The organism is Azospirillum argentinense, from assembly GCF_000632475.1.
In the GTDB taxonomy this organism is placed as follows: domain Bacteria; phylum Pseudomonadota; class Alphaproteobacteria; order Azospirillales; family Azospirillaceae; genus Azospirillum; species Azospirillum baldaniorum.
Genome location: NZ_CP007797.1, coordinates 407,501 through 431,692 on the forward strand (window position 1 = coordinate 407,501; position 24,192 = coordinate 431,692).

Annotated in this window: 23 protein-coding genes (1 of these 23 running past the window's edge); 16 read left to right on the forward strand and 7 right to left on the reverse strand. The window is 67.7% G+C overall.

Annotated features, from left to right (window positions below):
- From uxuA to ABAZ39_RS35260, 4 genes are all read right to left on the reverse strand, one after another.
- A protein-coding gene (uxuA, locus tag ABAZ39_RS31105) for a mannonate dehydratase (RefSeq protein ID WP_040138195.1) crosses the window boundary here: on the reverse strand, nucleotides 1-731 show its 5' portion. Its footprint begins 466 nt before the window's first position; the window shows 731 of its 1,197 coding nt (coding positions 1-731); the start codon lies at nucleotides 729-731; the stop codon falls past the left edge of the window.
- Nucleotides 732-802: 71 nt separating this feature from the next.
- On the reverse strand, nucleotides 803-2,281 hold the full coding sequence (locus ABAZ39_RS31110) for a mannitol dehydrogenase family protein (RefSeq protein ID WP_040138196.1): 1,479 nt from the start codon (nucleotides 2,279-2,281) through the stop codon (nucleotides 803-805).
- Between the two features lie 21 nt (nucleotides 2,282-2,302).
- The gene (locus ABAZ39_RS31115) at nucleotides 2,303-2,998 is read right to left on the reverse strand and encodes a GntR family transcriptional regulator (RefSeq protein WP_040138416.1); all 696 of its coding nucleotides are present in this window, start codon (nucleotides 2,996-2,998) and stop codon (nucleotides 2,303-2,305) included.
- A gap of 298 nt (nucleotides 2,999-3,296) precedes the next feature.
- Complete coding sequence (locus ABAZ39_RS35260; protein WP_081863466.1) at nucleotides 3,297-4,601, reverse strand: hypothetical protein; 1,305 nt, start codon at nucleotides 4,599-4,601, stop codon at nucleotides 3,297-3,299.
- 386 nt (nucleotides 4,602-4,987) lie between these two features.
- Between ABAZ39_RS35260 and ABAZ39_RS31125 the strand changes: the two genes are divergently transcribed.
- The 6 genes from ABAZ39_RS31125 (at nucleotide 4,988) to ABAZ39_RS31150 (ending at nucleotide 9,941) form a co-directional block, all read left to right on the forward strand.
- Complete coding sequence (locus tag ABAZ39_RS31125) at nucleotides 4,988-5,812, forward strand: GntR family transcriptional regulator (protein ID WP_040138198.1); 825 nt, start codon at nucleotides 4,988-4,990, stop codon at nucleotides 5,810-5,812.
- A complete protein-coding gene (kduD, locus tag ABAZ39_RS31130; RefSeq protein ID WP_040138199.1) occupies nucleotides 5,809-6,567 on the forward strand; it encodes a 2-dehydro-3-deoxy-D-gluconate 5-dehydrogenase KduD in 759 nt (252 codons plus the stop codon). The genes ABAZ39_RS31125 and kduD overlap by 4 nt, the downstream gene beginning before the upstream one ends.
- 33 nt (nucleotides 6,568-6,600) lie before the next feature.
- Nucleotides 6,601-6,936 carry a cupin domain-containing protein gene (locus ABAZ39_RS31135; RefSeq protein ID WP_014199982.1) on the forward strand — a complete coding sequence of 112 codons (336 nt, stop codon included), beginning with the start codon at nucleotides 6,601-6,603 and terminating at the stop codon, nucleotides 6,934-6,936.
- Between the two features lie 128 nt (nucleotides 6,937-7,064).
- A complete protein-coding gene (locus ABAZ39_RS31140; protein ID WP_014199983.1) occupies nucleotides 7,065-8,054 on the forward strand; it encodes a TRAP transporter substrate-binding protein in 990 nt (329 codons plus the stop codon).
- 73 nt (nucleotides 8,055-8,127) lie between these two features.
- Nucleotides 8,128-8,667 (forward strand): TRAP transporter small permease, encoded by a 540-nt coding sequence (locus ABAZ39_RS31145; RefSeq protein ID WP_081863467.1) that lies wholly within the window; start codon nucleotides 8,128-8,130, stop codon nucleotides 8,665-8,667.
- Nucleotides 8,658-9,941, forward strand: coding sequence for a TRAP transporter large permease (locus tag ABAZ39_RS31150; RefSeq protein ID WP_040138200.1), 1,284 nt, complete (start codon nucleotides 8,658-8,660; stop codon nucleotides 9,939-9,941). The genes ABAZ39_RS31145 and ABAZ39_RS31150 overlap by 10 nt, the downstream gene beginning before the upstream one ends.
- 73 nt (nucleotides 9,942-10,014) lie before the next feature.
- Here ABAZ39_RS31150 and mgrA read toward each other — a convergent pair whose 3' ends face one another.
- Both mgrA and ABAZ39_RS31160 read right to left on the reverse strand, forming a co-directional pair.
- Entirely contained in the window at nucleotides 10,015-11,055 is a 1,041-nt protein-coding gene (gene mgrA / locus ABAZ39_RS31155; RefSeq protein WP_040138201.1) for an L-glyceraldehyde 3-phosphate reductase, read from the reverse strand.
- 94 nt (nucleotides 11,056-11,149) lie between these two features.
- Nucleotides 11,150-11,932, reverse strand: coding sequence for a GntR family transcriptional regulator (locus ABAZ39_RS31160; protein WP_040138202.1), 783 nt, complete (start codon nucleotides 11,930-11,932; stop codon nucleotides 11,150-11,152).
- Between the two features lie 285 nt (nucleotides 11,933-12,217).
- On the opposite strand from ABAZ39_RS31160, the gene ABAZ39_RS31165 reads away from it, so the two are divergent.
- The 3 genes from ABAZ39_RS31165 to ABAZ39_RS31175 all read left to right on the forward strand — a co-directional run bounded on the left by ABAZ39_RS31165 (nucleotide 12,218) and on the right by ABAZ39_RS31175 (nucleotide 16,045).
- Nucleotides 12,218-12,652 (forward strand): methylglyoxal synthase, encoded by a 435-nt coding sequence (locus ABAZ39_RS31165; protein ID WP_014199988.1) that lies wholly within the window; start codon nucleotides 12,218-12,220, stop codon nucleotides 12,650-12,652.
- A 211-nt stretch (nucleotides 12,653-12,863) separates the two neighbouring features.
- Nucleotides 12,864-14,267, forward strand: a complete 1,404-nt coding sequence (uxaC, locus tag ABAZ39_RS31170; RefSeq protein ID WP_040138203.1) for a glucuronate isomerase — start codon at nucleotides 12,864-12,866, stop codon at nucleotides 14,265-14,267.
- Nucleotides 14,268-14,521: 254 nt separating this feature from the next.
- Nucleotides 14,522-16,045, forward strand: coding sequence for a UxaA family hydrolase (locus tag ABAZ39_RS31175; RefSeq protein ID WP_040138204.1), 1,524 nt, complete (start codon nucleotides 14,522-14,524; stop codon nucleotides 16,043-16,045).
- A 128-nt stretch (nucleotides 16,046-16,173) separates the two neighbouring features.
- On the opposite strand, the gene gcvA is transcribed toward ABAZ39_RS31175, so the two are convergent.
- Nucleotides 16,174-17,088, reverse strand: coding sequence for a transcriptional regulator GcvA (gcvA, locus tag ABAZ39_RS31180; protein WP_040138205.1), 915 nt, complete (start codon nucleotides 17,086-17,088; stop codon nucleotides 16,174-16,176).
- A 125-nt stretch (nucleotides 17,089-17,213) separates the two neighbouring features.
- Here gcvA and ABAZ39_RS31185 point away from each other — a divergent pair, with 125 nt between their 5' ends.
- From ABAZ39_RS31185 to ABAZ39_RS31215, 7 genes are all read left to right on the forward strand, one after another.
- Nucleotides 17,214-17,966, forward strand: a complete 753-nt coding sequence (locus ABAZ39_RS31185; RefSeq protein ID WP_040138206.1) for a TSUP family transporter — start codon at nucleotides 17,214-17,216, stop codon at nucleotides 17,964-17,966.
- 483 nt (nucleotides 17,967-18,449) lie between these two features.
- Nucleotides 18,450-19,421: a Bug family tripartite tricarboxylate transporter substrate binding protein gene (locus ABAZ39_RS31190; RefSeq protein WP_040138207.1), complete on the forward strand. Its 972-nt coding sequence runs from the start codon at nucleotides 18,450-18,452 to the stop codon at nucleotides 19,419-19,421.
- 61 nt (nucleotides 19,422-19,482) lie between these two features.
- Entirely contained in the window at nucleotides 19,483-20,460 is a 978-nt protein-coding gene (locus tag ABAZ39_RS31195; protein WP_081863470.1) for a Bug family tripartite tricarboxylate transporter substrate binding protein, read from the forward strand.
- A 70-nt stretch (nucleotides 20,461-20,530) separates the two neighbouring features.
- Complete coding sequence (locus ABAZ39_RS31200; RefSeq protein ID WP_040138208.1) at nucleotides 20,531-21,019, forward strand: tripartite tricarboxylate transporter TctB family protein; 489 nt, start codon at nucleotides 20,531-20,533, stop codon at nucleotides 21,017-21,019.
- A 27-nt stretch (nucleotides 21,020-21,046) separates the two neighbouring features.
- Nucleotides 21,047-22,591: a tripartite tricarboxylate transporter permease gene (locus ABAZ39_RS31205; protein WP_040138209.1), complete on the forward strand. Its 1,545-nt coding sequence runs from the start codon at nucleotides 21,047-21,049 to the stop codon at nucleotides 22,589-22,591.
- A gap of 27 nt (nucleotides 22,592-22,618) precedes the next feature.
- Nucleotides 22,619-23,290: a TerC family protein gene (locus tag ABAZ39_RS31210; RefSeq protein WP_040138210.1), complete on the forward strand. Its 672-nt coding sequence runs from the start codon at nucleotides 22,619-22,621 to the stop codon at nucleotides 23,288-23,290.
- Nucleotides 23,291-23,303: 13 nt separating this feature from the next.
- A complete protein-coding gene (locus ABAZ39_RS31215; RefSeq protein WP_040138211.1) occupies nucleotides 23,304-24,182 on the forward strand; it encodes a putative universal stress family protein in 879 nt (292 codons plus the stop codon).
- Nucleotides 24,183-24,192 lie beyond the last annotated feature (10 nt).

Sequence of the window (24,192 nt, forward strand, 5' to 3'; positions counted from 1 at the left end):
AGCGGACGCGGCGGGTCGTCGGGATGGATGCACATGCGGATGCCCACCTCTTCCGCGGTCGGGATCACCTCGCGCAGGAAGCGGGCCAGCGTCTCGCGCAGCGCGCCGTGGCTCATGTCCTTGTAGCGGTCGAGCATCTTGCGCAGGCCCGGGATGTCGTAGCGGTCGAAGGCGCCCGGCAGGCCGGCCATGATGTTGGCGAGAAGCCTCTTCTTGTCGTCCTCCGACGCCTTGTCGAACCAGGCGCGGGCGCGGGCCAGAACCTCGGGCGAATGATCGTCCTCGGCACCCGGACGCTCCAGCATGAAGACGTCGAAGGCGGCGTGCTCGAAGGCGTTGAAGCGCAGCGAGGTGCCGCCGCCCGGCACCGGCGCGGCGAGGTCGGTGCGGGTCCAGTCGAGGATCGGCATGAAGTTGTAGCAGACCGTCGTCACCCCGCAGGCCGCGAGGTTGCGCAGCGACTGGCGGTAGTTGTCGAACAGCGGGGCCAGATCGCCCTCGCCGATCTTGATGGACTCATGGACCGGCAGGCTTTCCACCACGCTCCAGCGCAGGCCGAGCGAGGGGTCGGCGGCGATCATCGCCTTGCGCTCCTCGATCTCCTTGACCGACCAGACCACGCCGTAGGGGATCTGGTGCAGGGCGGTGACGATGCCGGTGGCGCCGGTCTGACGGATGTGGTTGAGCCGGATCACATCGTCCGGGCCGAACCAACGCCAAGTTTGTTCCATGGTCTGCTCCTTGAAGAAGAGTGCTGTGCCGAGTCCGGCGTGTCTCGATAGGATTTGTGGGATGGGGCGCCTCAGCCCGCCGGCGCGACCGATTGCACGACGGCGCGGGCGCCCTCGGCGTAGAGCCGGCGCAGCGCGTCGGTCACCGGGCCGGTGAAACGCGGGTCGCGCGGCAAGTCGTCGCCGAAGACGGCGGTCAGCCCGAACAGGGCGGTCGCCAAACGGTCGGCGTCCGGTCCGGCCTCCGCCGCCAGCTCGGCGAGCTTGGCGGCCATGGGGTCGCGCACGTCGATGGGGCGGCCGGCCTCGTCGGTGCCGGAGACGTAGCGCATCCAACCCGCCACCCCCAGCGCCAGCCGGTCGATCGGCGCCCCGGCGGCCAGCCGGTCGCGGATGGTGCCGAGCAGGCGCTGCGGCAGCTTCTGCGTGCCGTCCATGGCGATCTGCCAGGTGCGGTGGCGCAGGGCCGGGTTGCGGAAGCGCTCGATCAGCGCGTCCTTGTAATGGCCGAGGTCGGCGCCCGGCGGCATGTGCAGCGTCGGACCGGCCTCCTCGTCCATCAGGCCGCGGATCAGCCGGGCGAAGGCCGGATCGGCCATGGTATCCGACACCGTCTCGTAGCCGGCGAGGTAGCCGAGATAGGCGAGCGTGGAGTGGCTGCCGTTCAGCAGGCGCAGCTTCATCGTCTCATAGGGGTGGACGTCGGGGACCAGCTCCGCGCCCTCCAGATCCCAGGCCGGGCGCCCGGTGGGGAAGCGGTCCTCGATCACCCACTGGCTGAACGGCTCGGTCACCACCGGCCAAGCGTCGCGCAGGCCCAGCCCGTCCGACACGCGGTCGCGGTCGGCGTCGGTGGTGGCCGGCACGATGCGGTCGACCATGCTGTTCGGGCAGGCGACGTTCCCGGCGAACCACGTCCCCAGCGCGGGGTCGCGCAGCTCGGCGTAGCGGCGCAACAGGCCCGCGGCGGTGTCGCCGTTGCTCGGCAGGTTGTCGCAGCTCAGCACCGTGAAGGGCTCCACCCCGGCGGCGCGGCGGCGGATCAGAGCCTCCACCAGGAAGCCGGGCACGCTGCGCGGACTCTCCGGGTTGGCAAGGTCGTGGACGATGTCCGGATGGACCTCGTTCAGCGCGCCGGTCGCCGGGTCGTGGCAATAGCCCTTCTCGGTGACGGTCAGGGTGACGATGCGGACGGAGGGGCGGGTCAGGAGGTCCAGCACCGCGGCGGGGTCCTCCGGAGCGACCAGCAGTTCGGTGACCGAGCCGATCACCCGCAGCCGCTCGCCGGCGGCGTCGCGCACCGCGACGGTATAAAGGCCGCCCTGCGGCTCCAGCGCGTCGCGCGTGTCGGGGCTGCGCAGGCTGACCCCGGCGATGCCCCAGGGACCGAAGGACCGGGCCAGGGCGGCGTCGGTGTAGACGGCCTGATGGGCGCGGTGGAAGGCGCCGATGCCCAGATGGACGATTCCGGTGGTCAGCGCGGCACGGTCATAGCCGGGACGCTGCACGCCGGGGCGCAGCGAGGGCAACGTGTCGGGGCTCAGGCGCATGGAACACTCCGCATAAGGGCTTTACGTCTCGAAGAAGTGGCTGTTGGTTCGGGCGATCTCGTCCACCGCCGCGAAGACGGTGCGCAGATGGGCGCGCATGGCCTCCTCCGCCCCGTCGGGGTCGCGGGCGGCGACGCGGTCCACGATGCTCTGGTGCTCGCCGACGATCTTGGCTGCCCAGCCTTCGCTGTGCAGCGACAGGAAGCGCACGCGGTCGAGCTGCGCCTTGACGGCAACCAGCAGGTCCCACACCGCCGGACGCCCGGCGATGCGCGCCAGCTCGGCGTGGGTGGCCTCGTCCAGGGCGAAGAACTCGGAATGGCGGTCAGGGGACATCACCGCGCGGTGCGAGTCGAGAAGCCGGGTGAGCGAGGCGACGTCCGCCGCCTCCGCCCGCTCGGCGGCCAGACGCACGGTCCGGCATTCCAGAGTCTCGCGGATGAACTGGCTGTCGGACACCGCGGAGAGCTGGATCGGCGCCACGAAGGTGCCGACCTGCGGCACGATGCGCAGGAACCCCTCGTCGGCCAGCCGGCGGAAGGCTTCGCGCACCGGGGTGCGGCTGACGCCGTAGCGGGCGGCCACGCGGGTTTCCGAAATCCCCTCGCCGGGGCGGATCTCCCCCGACAGCACGGCGGCGCGCAGAGCGTCGTAGACCCCGTGCAGGCGGGGGCCGCGGATGTCGGTGGGGGCGGATGAGGTCGGCGAATCGGTCATGGCGTCCATCGCAGCAACTTGCATACTAGTATGCCATTACGGACGGAGGCTGGCAAGGGGGTGGTAGAGGCGCGAGAGGGTGGAACTGAAAACGTTGGGGAGGTGGAGCGGTTCAGCGACAGAACACGCCGCTACCTGTGGACGTACAGGCATTAAGTGCTTAATCAGATAGATTATTTTCCGCGCAAAGCAGCAAAGCACAAGACTAACCATAGCAGCGTTAATTGAAGTGGCGGAAGTTAAAAATACAGCTCGCGCATAAGAACTGAACAAAAGCCGAAATCCGCCACTTCTTAGATCAAGCCTTAAGAAATAAAACAATTACCTCCGCCAAGCTGTCCCACATTGACATAAGATGCTCCGGTGACGGTGCAAAATTCGATGAATGGACATACTTGTTCAACGTGTCCGCCGAGACGATTTTGTCACCCTGCTTAAATTTGCGAATCACCTCCATATGCTTGCTATCGATCTTGCCCGCTGCCTGAAGGTGAAGGCCCGCCTTTTCCAAGCGGGTAGCGAGTTTATCATTATCGTAGACGGTGACGCCGGCCTCTTTGATATAATTCTCTATAGCGAGTTCAATCAAGACACGCAGTAGCACCGACACCGCGTTAGCATGCTTTCTCGGTTCAAGATGAAACTGAAGCTCTTCCCAAATTTGATGATGGCGCTGAAGTCGGCCGGGCCAGAGCAACCCAAAATCCTTTTGTGGGATGAGCGTGGAGCGCGTCGTCGGAGTGGCTTTGGCAATCGGCTTTGCCTTCCCAGACTTTGACCTCGTCGTTACGCCGTCTACCTTGACGGCCTCGTGACTCGGACTGGGCAATATGCCTTCGCCATCAAGCCTATTTAGATATTGCTCTTTACCGTCTACATCCCAAATATCTCCTAAAACCACTTGGCGGCTTGCAAGGTCGTTTGCGATCCTGGCAAGGGCGCCAAGCGATGTCGCCTCGTCATGGGTGAACTGAAATCTTCCGCCTTTCATGCTGATACCAACCCGATTTCTCAGTGGCTCTGCTGACAGTAACCGATTGAGTGTCGACCGTGGTATCTTTCGGCGTAATGGCAGCAGGTGAGCGTCCGCTAAGCGCTTTTCGATCTCATCGGCAACACTGGGTCCACTACCCTTGCCGGTACGAGCTACGAACGTCGCCTTCATCCGGTCGTCCCACGTGCTCTGCCCAACACCGTTTTGTGTGCCGGTGTGCCGTCGGTACAGGATCTCGTCGATCCGGTCTCGGTCCAGTTCAACTTGACACTGAATATCTTTGGGAAACGCGCCTTTCCAACGCGACCGCTGTTCTTGGAAGAATACCTGAAGCTCAATGGTCGGCCCTCTGCGAGGATCATCAAGTAGCTTCAGGCACGTAACCCGCCGATTCCCGTCAAATACGACAAATTTATCTTTCTCAGGCGAGACAAGTGGAAATTCATAGATTTCACCGCGATCAACGATATCCTTCGCAAGGTTGCGCATGTGCTGTTCGCGCTCCTTGAACAGCCAAGCGATAGCGGCCGTTTCATTCTCAAGCTCGCCGTGCCGATCGTTCGCGCGATTCACCAGAAGCGTACATATTGAAATGTTTTTGATCGCCATTTTCGTACCTCCAGTGAACAATACCACCAAAGAAGGTTATTCTAGCAAGGGACGCGACTGGGCTGAGCACGCCTGATAGCTTGTTGCCAAGCCTTCATCTGGTTGTGCGATCATGGCTGAAGGGCTGCCCTTGGCGCGAAGCAAACATGTAAAGCGCTGATGCCTTCACCCGTCACATCGATGAATCTCTCCGCCTGCTCAAGGATCACTATTCATTCTGAACTCGTAGAGTCCCCAGAAACCATCCCCCCCTCCCCCAAAAAATGTTCGCCCCTTCCTCAAAATCAGGCTTGCGCGTCACGCTGATATATTAATATGCTCTTCCTCAAGGAACAGCACGGACCGGTCCCGGACGGGGCACGGGCCGGCCCATGGGGAGGACTGCAATGGCTTCGACTTCCAGGCGCGCCCTGGACGCTCAACCGCCCGGAACCGCTCCGGAGACCGTGCCCGGCAAGGTGCTTGGAACCGCCAAGGAACCGCGCCTGTCCGCCCGCGCTACGGCCACCGCGGAGATTTACCGGTCGTTGCGCGGGGACATCGTGGCCATGCGGCGCAAGCCGGGGGAGCCCATTGTGGAGAAGCACGTCGCGGAGTCCTTCGGCGTCAGCCGCACCCCGGTGCGTGAGGCTCTGCTGCGGCTGGCCGACGACGGGCTGGTCGAAATCTTCCCGCAGTCCGGCACCTTCGTCGCCCGCATCCCGGTCAACGCCCTTCCCGAAGCGGTGGTGATCCGCACCTCGCTGGAATGCACCGCGGTCCGCTACGCCGCCGTCCGTGCCGCGCGCAGTCAGATCGCAGCGCTGCGGGCCAACGTCCTGCTCCAGCAGGAGACGGCGGCGGCGGGCGACCTCGACGGCTTCCACGAGGCCGATGAGGAATTCCACCGCCTGATTTCCGACATCGCCGGCTTCCCCGGCCTGTGGACCATGGCCCAGCAGGTGAAGATGCAGGTGGACCGCTACCGCCGCCTGACCCTGCCGGAGCCGGGCCGCATCCCGCATGTGCTGGCCGAGCACAGCGGCATCGTGGACGCCATCGCGGCGCGCGACCCGGCCGAGGCGGAGCGGCTGATGGTCATCCATCTCGGCGCGCTTATGGAGTCCGTCCCGAACACCCAGGGGGCCAACCCCTTCTTCTTCTCCGGCGCGCAGCCGGACGACGCATCGAAGACCCCGCCGAAGACGAAGACAGAAAGCACCCCGTCATGACCAACCCCTTCGACCTCTCCGGGAAGACCGCCCTGGTCACCGGCGGCAACGGCGGCATCGGGCAGGCCATCGCGGTCGCCCTGGCACGGGCCGGCGCCGACATCGCCGTGGCCGGGCGCACCCCGCCGGACGAGACGCGCGCTCTGGTCGAGGGGCTGGGCCGGCGCTTCGCCGCGATCCCCGCCGACCTGTCGAGCATCGCCCCGATTCCCGCGCTGATGGAGGAGACGGTCGGCACGCTCGGCGGGCTGGACATCCTGGTCAACAACGCCGGGCTGATCCGCCGCGACGACCCGCTGGACTTCACCGAGGCCGACTGGGACGCCGTCCTGGACGTGAACCTGAAGTCGGTCTTCTTCCTCTGCCAGGCCTTCGGGCGCTACGCGCTGGGGAACGGGCGGAAGGGCAAGATCATCAACATCGCCTCCATGCTGTCCTTCCAGGGCGGCATCCGCGTGCCCTCCTACGCGGCGTCGAAGAGCGGCATCGCGGGGATCACCCGGCTGCTCGCCAACGAATGGGCGGGCAAGGGCATCAACGTGAACGCCATCGCGCCGGGCTACGTCGCGACCAGCGTCACCACCGCGCTGCGCGCCGACGAGCGCCGCAACGCCGAAATTCTGGCCCGCATCCCCGCCGGACGCTGGAGCGAGCCCGCCGATATGGGCGGCCCGGCGGTGTTCCTGGCCTCCGATGCGTCCGATTATGTCCACGGCACGATCCTGCCGGTGGACGGCGGCTGGCTCGCCCGCTGACGAGTGGCCCGCACTAGTAAAGGGAAGACGAGGATGAGCACGGACGTTTTCGTGATCGACGAGGCGGTGGACTGGCAGGATCTGGGCGCCGGAGTGCGCCGCAAGATCCTCGGCCACAACGACGCCATGATGATGGTGCGCGTGGAGTTCGAGACCGGCGCCATCGGGCCGCAACACCGCCACCCGCATGTCCAGTGCGCCGTGGTCGAGAAGGGCGCCTTCGACGTCACCATCGAAGGCGTCACCCGGCGGCTGGGCACCGGCGACGGCTACATGGTGCCGTCCAACGCCCTGCACGGCGTCGTGGCGCTGGAACCGGGCGTCCTGCTCGACATCTTCACGCCCCCGCGCGAGGACTTCCTCGCCTGACGACATCACCCGCCGACCTTCACCCGTTGCCCGGCGCGCGGGAACACGCGCCGGGCGGCTCCCGGACCCAACCGTCCAAACCAAAAAACCAGCCTGAAGCTGCCGAACAATCGCCAGGAGGACACGCTATGCATCTTTCGACCCGCGGTATCCGCGCCGCCCTTCTCGCCGCCTGCGCGGCCTGCACCCTGCTCGCCACCCCGGTCGTGGCCCGCGACTTCCGCTCCGCGGACATCCACCCGGCCGACTACCCGACCGTCGAGGCGGTGAAGTACGTCGACAAGCTCCTGAAGGAGCGGACCGGCGGCAAGCTCGGCGTGAAGGTCTACCCGAACGGCGCGCTCGGCACCGAGAAGGACACCATCGAGCAGCTGAAGATCGGCGGGCTCGACATGATGCGCATCAACGTCGCGCCGCTGAACAACGTCGTCCCGGAGACGATGGTCACGGCCCTGCCCTTCATCTTCCGCTCCACCGAGCACATGCGCGCCGTGCTGGACGGCCCGATCGGCGACGAGATCCTGGCCGCCATGGAAAGCCAGGGCATGATCGGCCTGGCCTTCTACGACAGCGGCTCGCGCAGCATGTATTCGGCCGCCAAGCCCTACAAGACGCTGGCCGACATGAAGGGCGCCAAGATCCGCGTCCAGCAGTCCGACCTGTTCGTCGCCATGATCCAGGCGCTGGGCGCCAACGCCACGCCGATGCCCTTCGGCGAGGTCTACACCGCGCTGAAGACCGGCATCGTCGACGCGGCGGAGAACAACTACCCGTCCTACGAGTCCTCGCGCCACTTCGAGGCCGCCAAGTACTTCACCCTGACCGAGCACGCGATGGCGCCGGAAGTGCTGGTCTTCTCGAAGGTCTCGTGGGACCGCCTGTCCAAGGACGACCAGGCCGCCATCCGCAAGGCCGCCAAGGACTCCGTCCCCTACATGCGCAAGCTGTGGGACGAGCGCGAGCAGAAGTCCAAGGACGTGGTCGTAAAGGCCGGCGCCCAGATCGTCGAGGTCACGAACAAGCAGGAGTTCATCGACGCGATGGCTCCCGTCTACAAGCAGTTCGCGAGCACGCCGAAGCTGGACGGCCTCGTGAAGCGCATCCAGGACACGAAGTAAGCACAGTCGAACGCGGCGCTTCCCTTCGGCAGACCGAAGGGCGGCGCCGCGTCCTTTGAGGGGAGCCGGCGGCATGGAAATCGAGCTGCAAGCAATGGACCACAGCCCCCCGCAGAGCGCGGGCCTGCTGACGCGGGTGAACGCGCGTCTGGCGCGGTCGGGGATGTGCGTGGCGATGGTCGGCCTGATGGCCATCGTCTGTGTGGTGTTCTATCAGGTCTTCGGCCGCTACGTGCTGAACGACTCGCCGACCTGGGCGGAGAGCCTGGCCATCGTGCTGGTCCTCTACGTCACCCTCATCGGCGCCGCCGTCGGGGTCCGCGACGCCGGACACATCGGCCTGGAATCCTTCCTCGTCATGCTGCCCGACGCCATCCGCCGCAAGGTCGAGATCGTCATCTACGCCCTCGTCGGCGTCTTCGGCGCCTGCATGGCCTACAACGGCTGGGTCCTCGGCAATTCCGTCGCCGCCTACTACATCCCCAACCTGCACGTCTCCGAAGCCGTCCGCTACATCCCGCTCGTGCTCTCCGGCGTCCTGATCGTGCTTTTCGCCATCGAACACGTCGTCGCCATCATCCGCGGCGAGGAGGTCGCACCGTCATGGAACTGACCATTCTCGCCGTCACCTTCTTCGGCTTCCTCGTCCTGGGCATTCCGGTCGCCTTCGCCATCGGCCTGTCGGCGCTCTGCACCATCCTCTACGAGGGCCTCCCCGTCGCCGTCATCTTCCAGCAGATGATGTCCGGCATGAACGTCTTCTCCTTCCTCGCCATCCCCTTCTTCGTCTTCTCCGGCGAGCTGATGCTCCACGGCGGTGTGGCCGACAAGATCGTCGCCACCGCCAAGAACATGGTCGGCCACATCCGCGGCGGCCTGGGCATGTCCAACGTCGTCGCCTGCACGCTCTTCGGCGGCGTCGCCGGCTCCCCCGTCGCCGACGTCTCGGCCATGGGCGCGGTGATGATCCCGATGATGAAGCGCGAGGGCTACCACGCCGACTACGCCGTCAACGTCACCACCCACGCAGCCCTGGTCGGCGCGCTGATGCCGACCAGCCACAACATGATCATCTACGCGCTGGCCGCCGGCGGCAAAGCCTCCATCGGCGCGCTGATCGCCGCGGGCATCGTCCCCGCCCTGCTGCTGATGGTCTGCAACCTGGGTGCGGCCTACTACGTCGCGGTCAAGCGCGGCTATCCCCCGGGCACCTTCCCCGGCTGGTCGATCCTGGGCCGCTCCTTCGCCGCCGCCGCGCCGGGCCTGCTCATCGTCGTCATCATCCTGGCCGGCATCACGTCCGGCGTCTTCACCGCCACCGAGTCCGCCTCCATCGCGGTGATCTACGCGCTGCTGCTCACCACCTTCGTCTACCGCACGCTGACCTGGGACCACTTCCTGGCGGCCGCCGCCAAGACGGTCAAGACGACCGGCGTGGTCCTGCTGCTGATCGGCGTCTCGACGATGTTCCAGTACATCATGGGGCTGTACCAGGTGGCCGAGATCACCGGCGAGCTGATGGCCGGCATCTCGACCAACCCGCTGGTCATCTTCCTGCTGATCAACATCATCCTGTTCCTGCTCGGCACCTTCATGGACATGGCGAGCACGATCCTGATCTGCACGCCGATCTTCCTGCCCATCGCCATGCAGTACGGCATGGACCCGGTGCAGTTCGGCATCGTCATGCTGATCAACTGCGCGCTCGGCCTCAACACCCCGCCGGTCGGCACCACCCAGTTCATCGGCTGCGCCATCGGCGAGATCTCCGTCGGCCAAGTCATGCGCTCCATCCTCCCCTTCTATGGCGCCCTCTTCGTCACCCTCCTCCTCGTCACTTACGTTCCAGCCTTCTCACTCTGGCTCCCCCACCTCCTCATGCGCTGAGGCACACAGGGTTATGAAAAAGGGCCGCGCCGGCATCCCCGGCGCGGCCCTTTTCATGTCGGATTTCGGCGGATCAGCCGGCTTCGGCGTTCGACGAGTTCTGCCAGAGGTTCAGCCCGCCATCGACGGCATGGCGGTCGATCTCGGCCAGCTCCTCCGGCGTGAAAGCGGTGTTCTTCAGCACATCCAGCGAGTTGTCGAGCTGCTCGACGTTGCGCGCACCGACCAGGGCGGAGGTCACCCGCGGGTCGCGCAACACCCAGGCGATGGCCATCTGGGCCAGCGTCTGGCCGCGCCGCGTGGCGATGGCGTCCAGGGCGCGCACGCGCTCCAGATTCTCCGGCGACAGGAAGTGCGCCTTCAGCGTGCCGCCCTTGGCGGCGCGGGCGTCGGTGGGCTGGCCGTTCAGATACTTGGTGGTCAGCATGCCCTGGGCCAGCGGCGAGAAGGCGATGCAGCCAATCCCGGTCTCCTCCAGCGCGTCGAGCAGACCGCCCTCGATCCAGCGGTTCAGCATCGAATAGGACGGCTGGTGGATCAGGCAGGGGGTGCCGAGGTCCTTGAGGATCGCCGCCGCCCGCCGGGTCATTTCCGGCGAGTAGGAGGAGATGCCGACATAGAGCGCCTTGCCCTGCCGCACGGCGTGGTCGAGCGCCCCCATCGTCTCCTCCAGCGGAGTGCGCGGATCGACGCGGTGCGAGTAGAAGATGTCCACATAGTCGAGCCCCATGCGCTTGAGGCTCTGATCCAGGCTGGCCGTCAGGTACTTGCGCGAGCCCCAGCTTCCATAGGGGCCGGGCCACATGTCGTAGCCGGCCTTGGTGGAGACGATCAACTCGTCGCGGTGGGCCTTGAAGTCGGTCGCCAGGACGCGCCCGAAATTCTCCTCCGCCGAGCCCGGCGGCGGGCCGTAGTTGTTGGCGAGGTCGAAATGGGTGACGCCGCGGTCGAAGGCGCGGCGCAGCACGGCGCGCCCGGTCTCGAACACATCGGTGCCGCCGAAATTCTGCCACAGCCCCAGCGAAATGGCCGGCAGGTCGAGCCCGCTCCGTCCGCTGCGGCGGTAGGTCATGCCGGTGTAGCGGGCCGGATCGGCGCGGTAGAGCGATTGCATCGCGGTCTCCTGGCTGTCATGCGCGGTGTTGGGAGGAACGTGACTGATATATTAGAAATCAGCCTCCGTCCAAAGCCAAGAGCGCAAAACGACCTCAGACCGGCTCGGCCTCGTCCTCCGAAGGGGCGGTGAAGTAGAGCGGGTTGGCCTTCTGCGCGTCGGCGATGGTGACCTGGAGATAGTCCAGATGCAGGTCGATGGCCTTCGCCGCCGCCTCCGGGTCGTTGTTGGCGATGGCCTCGATGATGACCGAATGCTCGGCGATCACGTCCGGCACCCGGCCGAGCACCGGCAGGGTCAGCAGGCGGTAGCGGTCCACCTGCACCTTCACCTGCTGCGTCAGGTTCCAGAATCCCGGATAGCCGGCGGTCTCCGCCAACAGCGCATGGAAGGTCTCGTCGGCTTGGTGGAAGCCTTCGAAATTCTGGGCGGCCTCCATCTCGCGCTGGAGTTCCAGGTTGGCGCGCAGCTTGGCGATCTGGCTGCGGGTGGCCCGCTTGGCGGCGTAGCGGACGGTCGCCTCCTCCAGAGCCTTGCGGATGGCAATGGCTTCCGGCAGAGCGCCTAGCGGGATACGGGAGACGAAGGTGCCCGATTGCGGGAAGATCTCGATCAGCCCCTCGTCCGCCAGACGCAGCACGGCCTCGCGCACCGGGGTCCGGCTGACACCATAATCCTGGGCGATCACCTTCTCGGCGACCGGCTCGCCCGGCTTGCGGCGGAGCGAGACGATCTCGTTGCGCAGGTCGCGGTAGATCGTCGCGGCCACGGTGGTGCCGCGCTGGGCCGGGCGGGCGACCGCCGCCGCCGTGCGGCGCCGGGTCCGCGTCTTGACGCCCTCGGCCTGTCCGGAATCCGCCGTCGATGAATCCGCCATCGATGTCTGCGCCGCCTTTTTCAACACCCGCTCCTGCCAGGAAGATTCAAGGGCGCCGGTGCTCCGGGATGCCGGCGCCGAACCCGCTGGTTCACGCCGCAGACGGTCCGCCCTTCATCGCAATATACTAATACCCGGCGGGGTGGGTCAAACGCCTTGACCCCGCACGACGCCCCGGTTCCGCGCCAGTTTGTCCCACCGGGAAGCGCGTTGCGCCACTCATCAGTATACTAGTATATTGATGGAAGCTCCACCGCGGAGCGCACAGCCGCAAGGACCGTCACCGTGGACCGCAAACGCATCGCCCTCGTCGCCCACGACGCCCGCAAGCCCGACCTGATCGGCTGGCTCGGCGCCAACATCCACGCGCTGGAGGGGAACGTCTTCTGGTCCACCGGCACCACCGGCCGATTGGTCCGGGAGGCCCATCCCCAGCTGGACATCACCTCACTGAAGAGCGGTCCGCTGGGCGGCGACCAGCAGATCGGCGCGATGATCGCCGAGGGCCGGATCGACCTGCTCGTCTTCTTCGTCGACCCGATGACCGCCCAGCCCCACGACGTGGACGTGAAGGCGCTGACCCGCCTCGCCACGCTCTACAACATCCCGATGGCCTGCAACGAGGCGACCGCCGACATGGTGATCTCCTCCCCCCTCTTCACCAGCGGCTACCGCCCGCGGGCCGTCGATTTCGCCGCTCACGATTCGCGCCGCCTCTGACGGGCCCTCTTGACCAGTCGCCCTCTTGAATTGCGCGTCTCGCCGACAGAATTGTGGGCGGGACGCACAAAGTCCTTGCATTCGGAACTGATATATTAATATATTCCGACATGCGGGGAACCACCGGCGCAGCACCACGCGCCGCACCCGAACCACCCATTCAAATGGGCACCGGACCCCCGTCCGGCATCCCTTTTTCCGGAGATGAACGATGCTCCACCCCGACCGCCTCTTCCCCAGCGATCCCACGCAGCGCGACATCGCGCGCCGGCTGTACGCGGAGGTGGGCCACCTGCCGATCATCAGCCCGCACGGCCACACGGACCCGTCCTGGTTCGCCAAGAACGAGGCGTTCCCGAACCCGGCGTCGCTGTTCGTGGTGCCCGACCATTACGCCTTCCGCATGCTCTACAGCCAGGGCGTGACGATGGAGAGCCTGGGCGTGCCGCGCAAGGACGGCGGGGCGGTGGAGAGCGACCCGCGCAAGATCTGGCGCCAGTTGGCGCAGAACTGGCACCTGTTCCGCGGCACCCCGACGCGCATGTGGCTCGACCACGCCTTCGAGACGGTGTTCGGCGTGACGGAGCGGCTGAGCGGGGCCAGCGCCGACCGCATCTTCGACCAGATCGACGCCTGCCTGCAGAAGCCGGAATTCCTGCCGCGCGCCCTGTTCGAGCGCTTCAACATCGAGCTGCTGGCGACCACCGAGTCGCCGCTCGACACGCTGGAGCATCACCGCGCCATCCGCGAGAGCGGCTGGAAGGGCCGCGTCATCACCGCCTTCCGCCCCGACCCGGTCGTCGATCCGGAGTTCGAGGGCTTCCAGGCCAATGTGGAGCGGCTTGGCGCGCTGTCCGGTGAGAACACCGGGACCTGGGCCGGCTACCTCGCCGCCCTGCGCAACCGCCGCCAGTATTTCAAGGAGGTCGGCGGCGCCACCTCGACCGACCACGGCCACGCCACCGCGACCACCGCCGACCTGTCGGACGCCGACGCCGAGCGGCTGTTCGAGAAGGCGCTGCGCGGCACCATCACGGTGGCCGAGGCGGAGATCTTCCGCGGCCAGATGCTGACCGAGATGGCGAAGATGAGCTTGGACGACGGGCTGGTCATGCAGATCCACCCAGGCAGCTTCCGCAACCACAACCCGGGTGTCTTCGAGCGCTTCGGCCGCGACAAGGGCGCCGACATCCCGACCGGCACCGAGTATGTGCGGGCGCTGAAGCCGCTGCTCGACCGCGTCGGCAACGAGCGCGACCTGACCATCATCCTGTTCACCCTGGACGAGACCAGCTACGCCCGCGAGCTGGCGCCGCTGGCCGGCCACTACCCGGCGCTGCGCGTCGGCCCGGCCTGGTGGTTCCACGACAGCCCCGAGGGCATGCGCCGCTACCGCGAGATGATCACGGAGACGGCCGGCTTCTACAACACGGTCGGCTTCAACGACGACACGCGCGCCTTCTGCTCCATCCCGGCCCGCCACGACGTGGCCCGCCGCGTGGACTCCGCCTTCCTGGCCCGGCTCGTCGCCGAGCACCGGCTGGAGGAGGACGAGGCCGCGGAGCTGGCGGTTGATCTCGCCTACACGCTGGCGAAGAAAGCCTACAAGCTTTGACGTGAAAACCCTCTCCCCTCCCTTTCGCGCCCGCTCGCGGGCGCTGTCGGCGACAGGCGGCCTTTGGCCGCCGAGAGCGGGGAGAGGGTGGCGCCGACGGCGCCGGATGAGGGGGTTGCGCTTTTGCCGGACGTACCGCCACGCGCATCCCCCTCGGGGGTTGCGCTTTTGCCGGACGTACCGCCACGCGCATCCCCCTCACCCTAACCCTCTCCCCAAAGGGGAGAGGGAATCTCCATGAGAGGACCATCACCATGGCATCGCTGACCATCCGCCTGCACCCCGCGGACAACGTCGTCGTTGCCGGCGCCGACCTGCCGGAGGGCACCCCCCTGCCCGACACGGACGTCGTCGCCCGGACCACGATCCCCTCCGGCCACAAGGTCACGGTGCAGGCGATCGCGGTCGGCGAGCCGGTGCGCAAGTACAACCAGGTCATCGGTTTCGCGACCGCCCCCATCGCGCCGGGCGACCATGTCCATGTCCACAACATCGGCGTGGGCGACAGCTTCGAGCGCGACTACGCCTTCGGCGCCGACGTCCACCCCACCGACCTCGTGCCGGAGACGGAGCGCGCCACCTTCCAGGGCATCGTCCGCCCGGACGGACGCGTGGCGACCCGCAACTACATCGGCATCCTGACCACGGTGAACTGCTCGGCCACCGCCGCGCGGATGATCGCCGACCAGTTCCGCGGCGACGCGCTGGCTGCCTACCCGAACATCGACGGGGTGGTCGCGCTGACCCACGCCTACGGCTGCGGCATGGGTTCCCAGGGCGACGCCATCGACGCGCTGCGCCGGACCATCGCCGGCTACGCCCGCCACCCGAACTTCGCCGCCGTGCTCGTGCTCGGCCTCGGCTGCGAGGTGAACCAGATCGACAAGCTGGTCGAGGTCGAGGGGCTGACCGTCGGCGACACGCTGCAGACGCTGGCGATCCAGGAGAGCGGCGGCACCGCCGCCACCGTGCGGGCGAGCGTGGAGCGCATCCGCGCCCTGTTGCCCCGCGTCAACGACGTGACGCGCGAGACCGTGCCGGCCAGCCACCTGATCCTGGCGCTGCAATGCGGCGGGTCGGACGGCTATTCGGGAATCACCGCCAACCCGGCGCTGGGCCACGCCGTCGATCTGCTGATCCGCAACGGCGGCACCGCGGTGCTGAGCGAGACGCCGGAGGTCTATGGCGCCGAGCATCTGCTGACCCGCCGCGCCGTCAACCCGGCGGTCGGCGAGACGCTGGTCGAGCGCATCCGCTGGTGGGAGGACTACACCAGCCGCACCGGCGGCGAGATGAACAACAACCCGTCGCCCGGCAACAAGAAGGGCGGCCTGACCACCATCCTGGAAAAGTCGCTGGGCGCGGTCGCCAAGGCCGGCACGACCAACCTCGTCGAGGTGGTGCGCTACGCCGAGCCGATCACCGGGCCGGGCCTCGTCTTCATGGACACGCCGGGCTACGACCCGGTGTCGGCCACGGGACAAGTGGCGGGCGGCGCCAACGTGCTGTGCTTCACCACCGGGCGCGGCTCCGTCTTCGGCTGCAAGCCGACGCCCTCGCTGAAGCTCGCCACCAACACGCCGCTGTTCCGCAAGATGCCCGACGACATGGACATCGACTGCGGTCCCATCGCAACCGGCGACGCCACCATCGAAGAAGTCGGGCGGGCGATCTTCCAGCTCATCCTCGACACCGCGTCGGGCAAGAAGACCAAGAGCGAGGAGCTGGGCTTCGGCTCCGACGAGTTCACGCCCTGGCAGATGGGCGCCGTCATGTGAGCGAAAGGGCTTGCGCGCTCAGTGATATACTAGTATAAGTGTTTTCGTTCGGTTATCCTTTGAAACCCAGTCGGCAGGCCGCGCCATGCGCGTGGTTCCGCCGAGTGACGTTTCTCCAAAGTGCGACTTCAGGCCGCCGGGGCACGCTCCGGCGGTCTTTTCTTTCCGGGGTCCGGCGATCCGGCCGCGGCGCGCAGCCAGTCCCGGAAGGCGGTGAAGCCCGGCTCCCGGTGCCGCGCTGGGCGCGAGACCAGATACCAGGCCCGCCCCATCGGCACGGCCAGCGTGAAGGGCGTGACCAGCCGGCCCGCCGCCAGATCGTCGGCGATGTAGAGCCGCGCCCCCAGCGCTACCCCCACCCCGTCCGCCGCCGCCTGCAGGGTCATGGCGTAGCTGCCGAAGGACAGCCCCTTCACGGCCGGCGGCGCCAGCCCCGCCGAGGCGAACCAGTGCGGCCAGTCGTCCGCCCAGTGCGACACCGAGAGCAGCGTCGCCGACAATAGATCCTCCGGACGGCGTAGCGTCCGCGCCAGGGCGGGCGCGCAGACCGGCAGCATGTCGGCGGTGAACAGCTCCTCCACCTCGTAGCCCGGCCAATGCCCGTCGCCCAGCAGCAGCGCGCAGGTCCAGTCCTCGCGGATCGGCGCGCCGGCGCCGCCGGTGGCGATGCGCACCTCCACGTCGGGGTGGCTCTCGTGAAAGGCCGACAGGCGCGGGATCAGCCAGCGCACCGCGAAGGTGGCGCCCACCCCCAGGGTCAGCACCGGGCCGTCGCGCATGGCGACGACCCGCTCGACGCTGTCCGCGATCGCGTCGAAGGCGCCGGTCAGACCGGGCTGCAGCGCCCGCCCACGCTCGGTCAGCTCCAGCGCGTTGGCTCGCCGCTCGAACAGCGGGAAGCCCATGCGCTCCTCCAACAGGCGCACCATGCGGCTGACCGCGGCCTGCGAGACGTTCAGCTCGCTCGCTGCCCCGGTGAAGCTGCCGTGGCGGGCTGCGGCCTCGAACGCCCGCAAGGCGTTCAGCGAAGGCAAGCGCCGCATCTAATCCCCTCCTCCATGCACCCCAACATTTCCTGGGGGTCAGCATCAGACAATCCCGTTTGCAGGGCAAGCGTGCCAGGGGCATCATGCGATCCACAGCCAAAGAAAACTTTCGGATGAGCGGGATGCTGACGGTTCCCCTGACACTCGGACTCGGCCTTGCGGCGCTGGTGACCTCGTTCCTGTCGGGCCTGTTCGGCATGGCCGGTGGCATGGTGCTGATGGGGTTGCTGCTGGTGTTGCTACCGGTGTCCTCGGCGATGCTGCTGCACGGGATCACGCAGATGACCGCCAACGGATGGCGGGCGTGGCTGTGGCGGCGGCACGTGCAATGGGAGATCGTGGCCCGGTTCCTGTTGGGCGGGGCGGTGGCGGTCGGCATCTTCACCCTGATCCGCTACGTGCCCGGCAAGGCGGAGTCGCTGATCCTGCTGGGCCTGTCGCCCTTCATGGCGATGGCGGTTCCGTCGCACTGGTCGCTGAACGTGTCGCGGCGCGGCCACAGCACGCTGGCCGGCCTGCTGTGCATGGGCGTGCAGTTGATCGCCGGCATCTCGGGGCCGCTGCTCGACGTCTTCTTCGTGAAGTCCAGCCTGTCGCGGCAGAGCGTCGTCGCGACCAAGGCGACGATGCAGGTCTTCGGCCACCTGTTCAAGACGGTCTATTTCGGCTCCCTCGTCGCGGCGTCGGAGGCGGAGGCGCTGGACATCACGGTGACGGCCCTGTGCATCGGCATGGCCGTCCTGGGGACGAACCTGTCGCGCCGCGTGCTCGACGCCATGAGCGACGCCCAGTTCCGCAGCTGGAGCCAGCGTCTGGTCGCCCTGACCGGCACCGTCTATCTCGGCCAGGGGCTGTTCCTGCTGGTGGTGCGGTAGGTTCCGGGGGCATTGCCCCCACCCCGGCCCTCCCCCGCTTCGCGGGGGAGGGAGCTTTAAATCCCCTCCCCTGCAAAGCGGGGGAGGGTTAGGGAGGGGGCCACGTCCCCCCCCGGCGGGGGAAAAACCGCCGAAGACCGGTCTCCGCCTCTTCCGGGTGGAGCGCCGAAATTTTGCGTGCCTGGGTGGTGTTTGACAGGTTCATGACAGGTTCGCCTGCTAAACAGTTGGAGCAACCAACCACCGTTCCCGGAACCTCCACCATGGCGACCGAATCCGCAGCCCGAAAGCCGGCGGAACCCACGGCGAAGACCGCATCGGCGGACCAGCGAACCCCGCTTTTTTATGGCGCCGCCTGCGGCGCGGGGGCCGGCGGCTCCGTCCTCCTCTACGAGGCGCGCCCGCAGCGCCCCACCACCAAGGCACCGTAAGGCGCAGCAAGCGCCGTCCAAAAAGCAAAAAAGCCCAATCGGAGGAAACACCATGAGCCTCGGCAACCCCGCCAAGGGGATGCTGGCGGCGGCCGTGCTGGCCGCTTCCGCCCTGTTCGCCGCCCCCGCGTCCGCGGAGATCAAAAATCTGGAAATCATCGCCCCCGCCAACGCCGGCGGCGGCTATGACCAGCACGCGCGCGCCATGCAGCAGGTCCTCCAGGACCACAAGCTGGCCTCCAGCGTCCAGGTGGTCAACATTCCGGGAGCCGGCGGCACCATCGGCCTCAGCCAGTTCGTCACCGCCAAGAAGCGCAACCCCGGCCTGATGATCTCCGGCCTCGGCATGATCGGGGCGATCCTGATCAACAAGTCGCCGGTGTCCCTCGATCAGGTAACCCCGCTGGCCCGCCTGACCGGCGAGTACCAGCCCATCGTCGTGGCCGCGGACTCGCCGCTGAAGACGCTCGATGACCTCGTGAAGAAGTTCAAGGCCGATCCGGGCTCGGTCTCCTGGGGCGGCTTCGCCGTCGGCAGCCCCGATCACATCCTCTACGGCCTGCTGGTCAAGGCGATCGGCGGCGACGTCTCCAAGATGAACTACATCGCCGCCGGTGCTGGCGGCGAGATGATGGCCTCGGTGCTTGGCGGCCACATCACCGTGGCGACCGGCGGCTACAACGAGATGGCCTCGCAGCTCCAGGCCGGAAAGCTGCGCGCGCTGGCGATCTCCTCCCCGCAGCGCCTTCCCGGCATCGACGTCCCGACCTTCAAGGAGCAGGGCGTGGATGTCGAGCTGGTGAACTGGCGCGCCGTGATGGCGCCAGGCAACCTGAAGGCGTCGGAGAAGCAGGTTCTCGACGACGCGGTCGGCGCCATGGTCCGCACCGACGAGTGGAAGCGCATCGCCGAAGAGCGCGGCTGGATCGACCTCTACCTGCCGCCCGACCAATTCGCCGCCTTCGTGAAGGACGAGCGGACCCGGATCGAAGGCGTCCTGACGGAACTCGGCCTCGTCAAGTGACCGACAGCCGGCGGTGATCCGCCGGGTCTCAGAACAAAACACACCCATGGAGCGAAGCGTCATGACCATCCGCATGCCGGGCGCCGTGAAGGGCGTCCTGACCGCCGCCGTCCTCGCCACGGCCGCCCTCGCCGCCACCCCGTCGCTGGCCGAGATCAAGGGGCTGGAGATCATCGCCCCGGCCAGCCCCGGCGGCGGCTGGGACCAGCACGCCCGCACCCTCCAGCAGGTTCTACAGGATCAGAAGCTGGCCTCCGGCATCCAGGTCGTGAACATCCCCGGCGCCGGCGGCACGGTCGGCCTCGCCCAGTTCGTCACCGCCAAAAAGCGCACGCCGACGATCCTGGTCGGCGGCCAGATCATGCTGGGCGCCATCGTCACCAACAAGTCGGCGGTGACGCTCGATCAGGTGACCCCGCTGGCCCGGCTGACCGGCGAGTACACCGCCATCGTCGTCCCGCCGGATTCGCCCATCAAGACCTTCGACGACCTGATCAAGAAGTTCAAGGCGGACCCCGGCTCGGTCTCCTGGGGCGGCGGTTCGGCGGGCGGCAGCGACCAGATCCTGGCCGGCCTGATCGCCAAGTCGGTCGGCGTCGATCCGAACAAGGTCAACTACGTCGCCACCGCGGGCGGCGGCGAGCTGCTGGCCTCGGCGCTCGGCGGCCATGTGACGCTCGGCATGGGCGGCTACAGCGAGTTCGCCCCGCAGTTCCAGGCGGGCAAGCTGCGCGCCATCGCCGTCTCCGCCCCGCAGCGCCTGCCGGGCTCCGACACGCCGACCATGAAGGAGCAGGGCGTCGATCTGGAGTTCGTGAACTGGCGCGGCGTCTTCGCCCAGTCCTCCGCCAAGCCGGCCGAGCTGAAGGAACTCCAGGAGGCCGTCGCCAAGGCGGTCGCCAGCGACGAGTGGAAGCAGGCCGTGAAGCAGCGCGGCTGGATCGACCTCTACCAGCCCTCCGCCGAGTTCGCCTCCTTCCTCAAGCAGGAGCGCGCGCAGATCGAAGGCACGCTGAAGGACATCGGCCTTGTGAAGTAAGGACCGAACCAAGGTGGGCGCGGTCGCCGCGCCCACCGGTCCGCAAAAAACAGTCTGGGAGGATGAAGCGATGACCACCGGTCGGAGCATGCGCGCCGGAGAGGCGGTGCTGGGCGGCGGGCTGATCGCCCTGGGGGGCTTGATCGCGGTCGAAACCATGCTGACCCCGAGCGTCGGCCGGGCGGTGGTCGGCCCCGCCCTGTTCCCCTACCTGATCTCGGGCGGCCTCGTCCTGGTCGGGCTGTCCCTGCTGCGCGAGGCCTTCGCCGGGGCTGTCGCCCACGCCGAGGGGCTTGAGCTGGACCTCTGGGCCGTGGCGCTGGTCGCGGCGGGGCTGGCCGTCCAGTTCCTGCTGCTCGACACGCTGGGCTGGATTCCCTCCACCACCATCCTGTTCGCCGCGGTCTCCCGCGCCTTCGGCGGCCGGCGGCTGGTGGTCAACCTCGCCATCGGGCTGGCGCTCGCCGCCTTCACCTTCGTGGCCTTCAATTACGGGCTCGGCCTGAACCTGCCCGAGGGCAGCATCGTCGAACGGCTCACGTCAGCCGACGCCGAATAAGCCCCGCCTCGGGAAGGAAACTGCACAATGGACACCCTTGCCGCCCTGGGCCACGGCTTCCTCGTGGCGTTGACCCCCTACAACCTTCTGTGGTCGGCGATCGGCGTGACGGTGGGCACCGCGGTCGGCGTTCTGCCCGGCATCGGCCCGGCGCTGACCGTGGCCCTGCTGCTGCCGGTCACCTACGGGCTTGAGCCGACCTCCGCCTTCATCATGTTCGCCGGCATCTATTACGGCGCGATGTACGGCGGCTCGACGACCTCGATCCTGCTGAACGCGCCGGGCGAGTCCGGCAGCATCGTCACCGCCATCGACGGCCATGCCATGGCCCGCCAAGGCCGCGGCGCCCAGGCGCTGGCGACCGCCGCCATCGGCTCCTTCATCGCCGGCACCATCGCCACCGCGGCGCTGACCTTCGTCGCCCCGCTGATGGTCAAGATGGCCCTCCTGTTCGGCCCGGCCGAGTATTTCGCGCTGATGGTGCTGGCGCTGACCACCGTCACCGCCGTGCTGGGCAGCTCGCTGGCCCGCGGGCTGGCCAGCCTGTTCCTCGGTCTGGCGCTGGGTCTGGTCGGCATCGACATGCAGACCGGTCAGGCGCGGCTGGCCTTCGGCGTGCCGGAGCTGCTCGACGGCATCGACACGGTGGTCGTCGCGGTCGGCCTGTTCGCGGTCGGCGAGACGCTCTACGTCGCCTCCCGCCACCGCTTCGAGACGGAGGAGATCTACGCGCTCAAGGGCTCCAAATGGATGAGCCGCGAGGACTGGGCGCGCTCGTGGAAGCCGTGGCTGCGCGGCACGCTGCTGGGATTCCCCATCGGCACCCTGCCGGCGGGCGGCAGCGAGATCCCGACCTTCCTGTCCTATCTGGTCGAGAAGCGTCTGGCGAAGAAGCCGGAGGAGTTCGGCAAAGGCGCCATCGAGGCCGTCGCCGGTCCGGAAGCCGCCAACAACGCGTCGGCCGCCGGCGTGCTCGCCCCGCTGCTGTCGCTCGGCCTGCCGACCTCGGCGACCGCCGCCATCATGCTGGCCGCCTTCCAGCAATACGGCCTGCAGCCCGGCCCGACGCTGTTCGACAACAACCCCGAACTGGTCTGGGGCATGATCGCCAGCCTCTACATCGGCAACGTGCTGCTGCTGGTGCTGAACCTGCCGCTGGTCGGCTTCTGGGTGAAGCTGCTGCTGATCCCGCGGCCCTGGCTGTACGCCGGCATCCTGGTCTTCTCGTCGCTCGGCGCCTATACGCTGAACAACAACGTCATCGATCTGGTCATCCTGTGGGTGATCGGGCTGCTCGGCTTCGGCATGCGCGTCCTGAACGTGCCGGTGGCGCCCTGCGTGGTCGGGCTGATCCTGGGGCCGCTGGCCGAACAGCAGTTCCGCCGCGCGCTGGCGATCAGCCAGGGCGACCCCTCGGTCTTCCTGACCCACCCGATCTCGGCGGCCCTTCTGATCATCGCCGCCCTGCTGGTGATCGGCCCGATGGTCCTGCGCTTCCGAAGCAACGGCGCGGGTAAGGGCACGGGCAAGGGCGACAGCGCCTCGCAGCCCGGCAGCCATCCCGCGACGTAAGACCGCCATCCCGCGAAGGACTTTTCCATGGAAAGCGTCGATCTCTGGTCGCAGCTCGCCGCCCTCGGGCAGGTGGTCGCCATCGACCTCGTGCTGGCCGGCGACAACGCCATCGTCGTCGGCATGGCCGCCGCCGCGGTGCCGCTGGCGCAGCGCCGCAAGGTGATCTTCTGGGGCATCGGGGCGGCCATCGTCCTGCGCATCTTCTTCGCGCTGATCACCACCCAGCTCCTCGCCATCATCGGGTTGACCCTGGCCGGCGGCGTTCTGCTGCTGTGGGTCTGCTGGAAGATGTTCCGCGAGCTGCGCTCCCACGGGACGGACGAGGTGGCCCCCGACGAGGCGATGGACGCCCCTGACACGCCGGCGGGGGTGTCCGGAAACGCCGCCGCCGGGGCCGCGGTCGGCGGCGTCACGGTGGGAGCGGCCATCTGGCAGATCGTGGTGGCGGACGTGTCGATGTCGCTCGACAACGTCTTGGCGGTGGCCGGCGCCGCCAAGGACCACCCGACCATCCTGGTCATCGGTCTGCTGCTCTCCGTCGTGCTGATGGGGGCGGCGGCCAACATGATCGCGCATGTCCTGCACAAGCACCGTTGGATCGGCTGGGTCGGTCTCGCCATCATCACCTATGTGGCGCTCGACATGATCTGGCGCGGCAGCAACGAAGTCCTCATGCACACCTCCTGGCTATCGTGACGGAGCGCTTCCGATGATCAAGAAGGTTCTCGTTCCCCTGACCGGGCGGCCGCTGGACCGCCGCGCCATCGCCACGGCCTTTCTGCTCGCTGGCCGCTCCCGCGCCCATGTGGAGGGGTTGAGCGTCATGCCGCAGGTCGAAATCCGCACCTCCGTGGAAAGCGCCGCCATCCCCAAGGCGCTGGTCGAGCAGCTCATCCGCATCGGGCAGGAGGATCAGGCGCGGGTGGTCGACTCCGCCCACGAGCTGTTCGAGGAGTTCCGCGGCCGCTTCGGGGCCGCGGAGGCGGACAGCCTGACCGGCGGCACCGTGGGCGCGGAGGGTCCGACCGCCTCCTGGCAGCAGGCGACCGGCCCGCTGGCCGAGACGCTGGCGGAGGAGGCGCGGCTCGCCGATCTGGTGGTGATCGCCCAGACCTCCGACGGCACCAACGCCATGGGCCCGGCCATCGAGGCCACCCTCTTCGGCTCGGGCCGCCCCCTGCTGCTGGCGCCGGCGGCCGAACCGGCCTCGGTCGGCTCCGCGGTCGCCGTGGCTTGGGACGGCGGGGCCGCAGCCTCACGGGCGGTCGCGGCGGCATTGCCCCTGCTGCAGCGCGCCGGCAAGGCGGTCATCCTGTCGGCCGACGTCGCCGACCCCGGACGCGCGTCCGACCCCGACCGCCTGTCGGCCTATCTGGCGCTGCATGGCGTCGCGGCGTCGATCCGCCGGGTCGCGGCGTCGGGCCGGGCGGTCGGTCGGGCCTTGCAGGAGACGGCGGCGGAGGCTGGCTGCGACCTGCTGGTGATGGGCGCCTACGGCCACAGCCGTGTGCGCGAACGGGTGTGGGGCGGCGTGACGCTCGATGTCCTGCGCGAACCGCCCGCCATTCCCATCTTCATGGCGCACTGATACATGGGCT

Excerpts from the sequence above, each read along its gene's own strand:
- uxaC (WP_040138203.1), top strand. The coding sequence starts at position 12,864 with ATGCTCCACCCCGACCGCCTCTTCCCCAGCGATCCCACGCAGCGCGAC.
- ABAZ39_RS31185 (WP_040138206.1), top strand. The coding sequence starts at position 17,214 with ATGCTGACGGTTCCCCTGACACTCGGACTCGGCCTTGCGGCGCTGGTG.
- ABAZ39_RS31125 (WP_040138198.1), top strand. The coding sequence starts at position 4,988 with ATGGCTTCGACTTCCAGGCGCGCCCTGGACGCTCAACCGCCCGGAACC.
- ABAZ39_RS31205 (WP_040138209.1), top strand. The coding sequence starts at position 21,047 with ATGGACACCCTTGCCGCCCTGGGCCACGGCTTCCTCGTGGCGTTGACC.
- ABAZ39_RS31215 (WP_040138211.1), top strand. The coding sequence starts at position 23,304 with ATGATCAAGAAGGTTCTCGTTCCCCTGACCGGGCGGCCGCTGGACCGC.
- ABAZ39_RS31160 (WP_040138202.1), bottom strand. The coding sequence starts at position 11,932 with ATGGCGGATTCATCGACGGCGGATTCCGGACAGGCCGAGGGCGTCAAG.
- ABAZ39_RS31210 (WP_040138210.1), top strand. The coding sequence starts at position 22,619 with ATGGAAAGCGTCGATCTCTGGTCGCAGCTCGCCGCCCTCGGGCAGGTG.
- ABAZ39_RS31140 (WP_014199983.1), top strand. The coding sequence starts at position 7,065 with ATGCATCTTTCGACCCGCGGTATCCGCGCCGCCCTTCTCGCCGCCTGC.
- ABAZ39_RS31175 (WP_040138204.1), top strand. The coding sequence starts at position 14,522 with ATGGCATCGCTGACCATCCGCCTGCACCCCGCGGACAACGTCGTCGTT.
- ABAZ39_RS31200 (WP_040138208.1), top strand. The coding sequence starts at position 20,531 with ATGACCACCGGTCGGAGCATGCGCGCCGGAGAGGCGGTGCTGGGCGGC.
- ABAZ39_RS31115 (WP_040138416.1), bottom strand. The coding sequence starts at position 2,998 with ATGACCGATTCGCCGACCTCATCCGCCCCCACCGACATCCGCGGCCCC.
- ABAZ39_RS31145 (WP_081863467.1), top strand. The coding sequence starts at position 8,128 with ATGGAAATCGAGCTGCAAGCAATGGACCACAGCCCCCCGCAGAGCGCG.
- ABAZ39_RS31135 (WP_014199982.1), top strand. The coding sequence starts at position 6,601 with ATGAGCACGGACGTTTTCGTGATCGACGAGGCGGTGGACTGGCAGGAT.
- ABAZ39_RS31110 (WP_040138196.1), bottom strand. The coding sequence starts at position 2,281 with ATGCGCCTGAGCCCCGACACGTTGCCCTCGCTGCGCCCCGGCGTGCAG.
- kduD (WP_040138199.1), top strand. The coding sequence starts at position 5,809 with ATGACCAACCCCTTCGACCTCTCCGGGAAGACCGCCCTGGTCACCGGC.
- ABAZ39_RS31195 (WP_081863470.1), top strand. The coding sequence starts at position 19,483 with ATGACCATCCGCATGCCGGGCGCCGTGAAGGGCGTCCTGACCGCCGCC.
- ABAZ39_RS31150 (WP_040138200.1), top strand. The coding sequence starts at position 8,658 with ATGGAACTGACCATTCTCGCCGTCACCTTCTTCGGCTTCCTCGTCCTG.
- gcvA (WP_040138205.1), bottom strand. The coding sequence starts at position 17,088 with ATGCGGCGCTTGCCTTCGCTGAACGCCTTGCGGGCGTTCGAGGCCGCA.
- ABAZ39_RS35260 (WP_081863466.1), bottom strand. The coding sequence starts at position 4,601 with ATGGCGATCAAAAACATTTCAATATGTACGCTTCTGGTGAATCGCGCG.
- ABAZ39_RS31190 (WP_040138207.1), top strand. The coding sequence starts at position 18,450 with ATGAGCCTCGGCAACCCCGCCAAGGGGATGCTGGCGGCGGCCGTGCTG.
- mgrA (WP_040138201.1), bottom strand. The coding sequence starts at position 11,055 with ATGCAATCGCTCTACCGCGCCGATCCGGCCCGCTACACCGGCATGACC.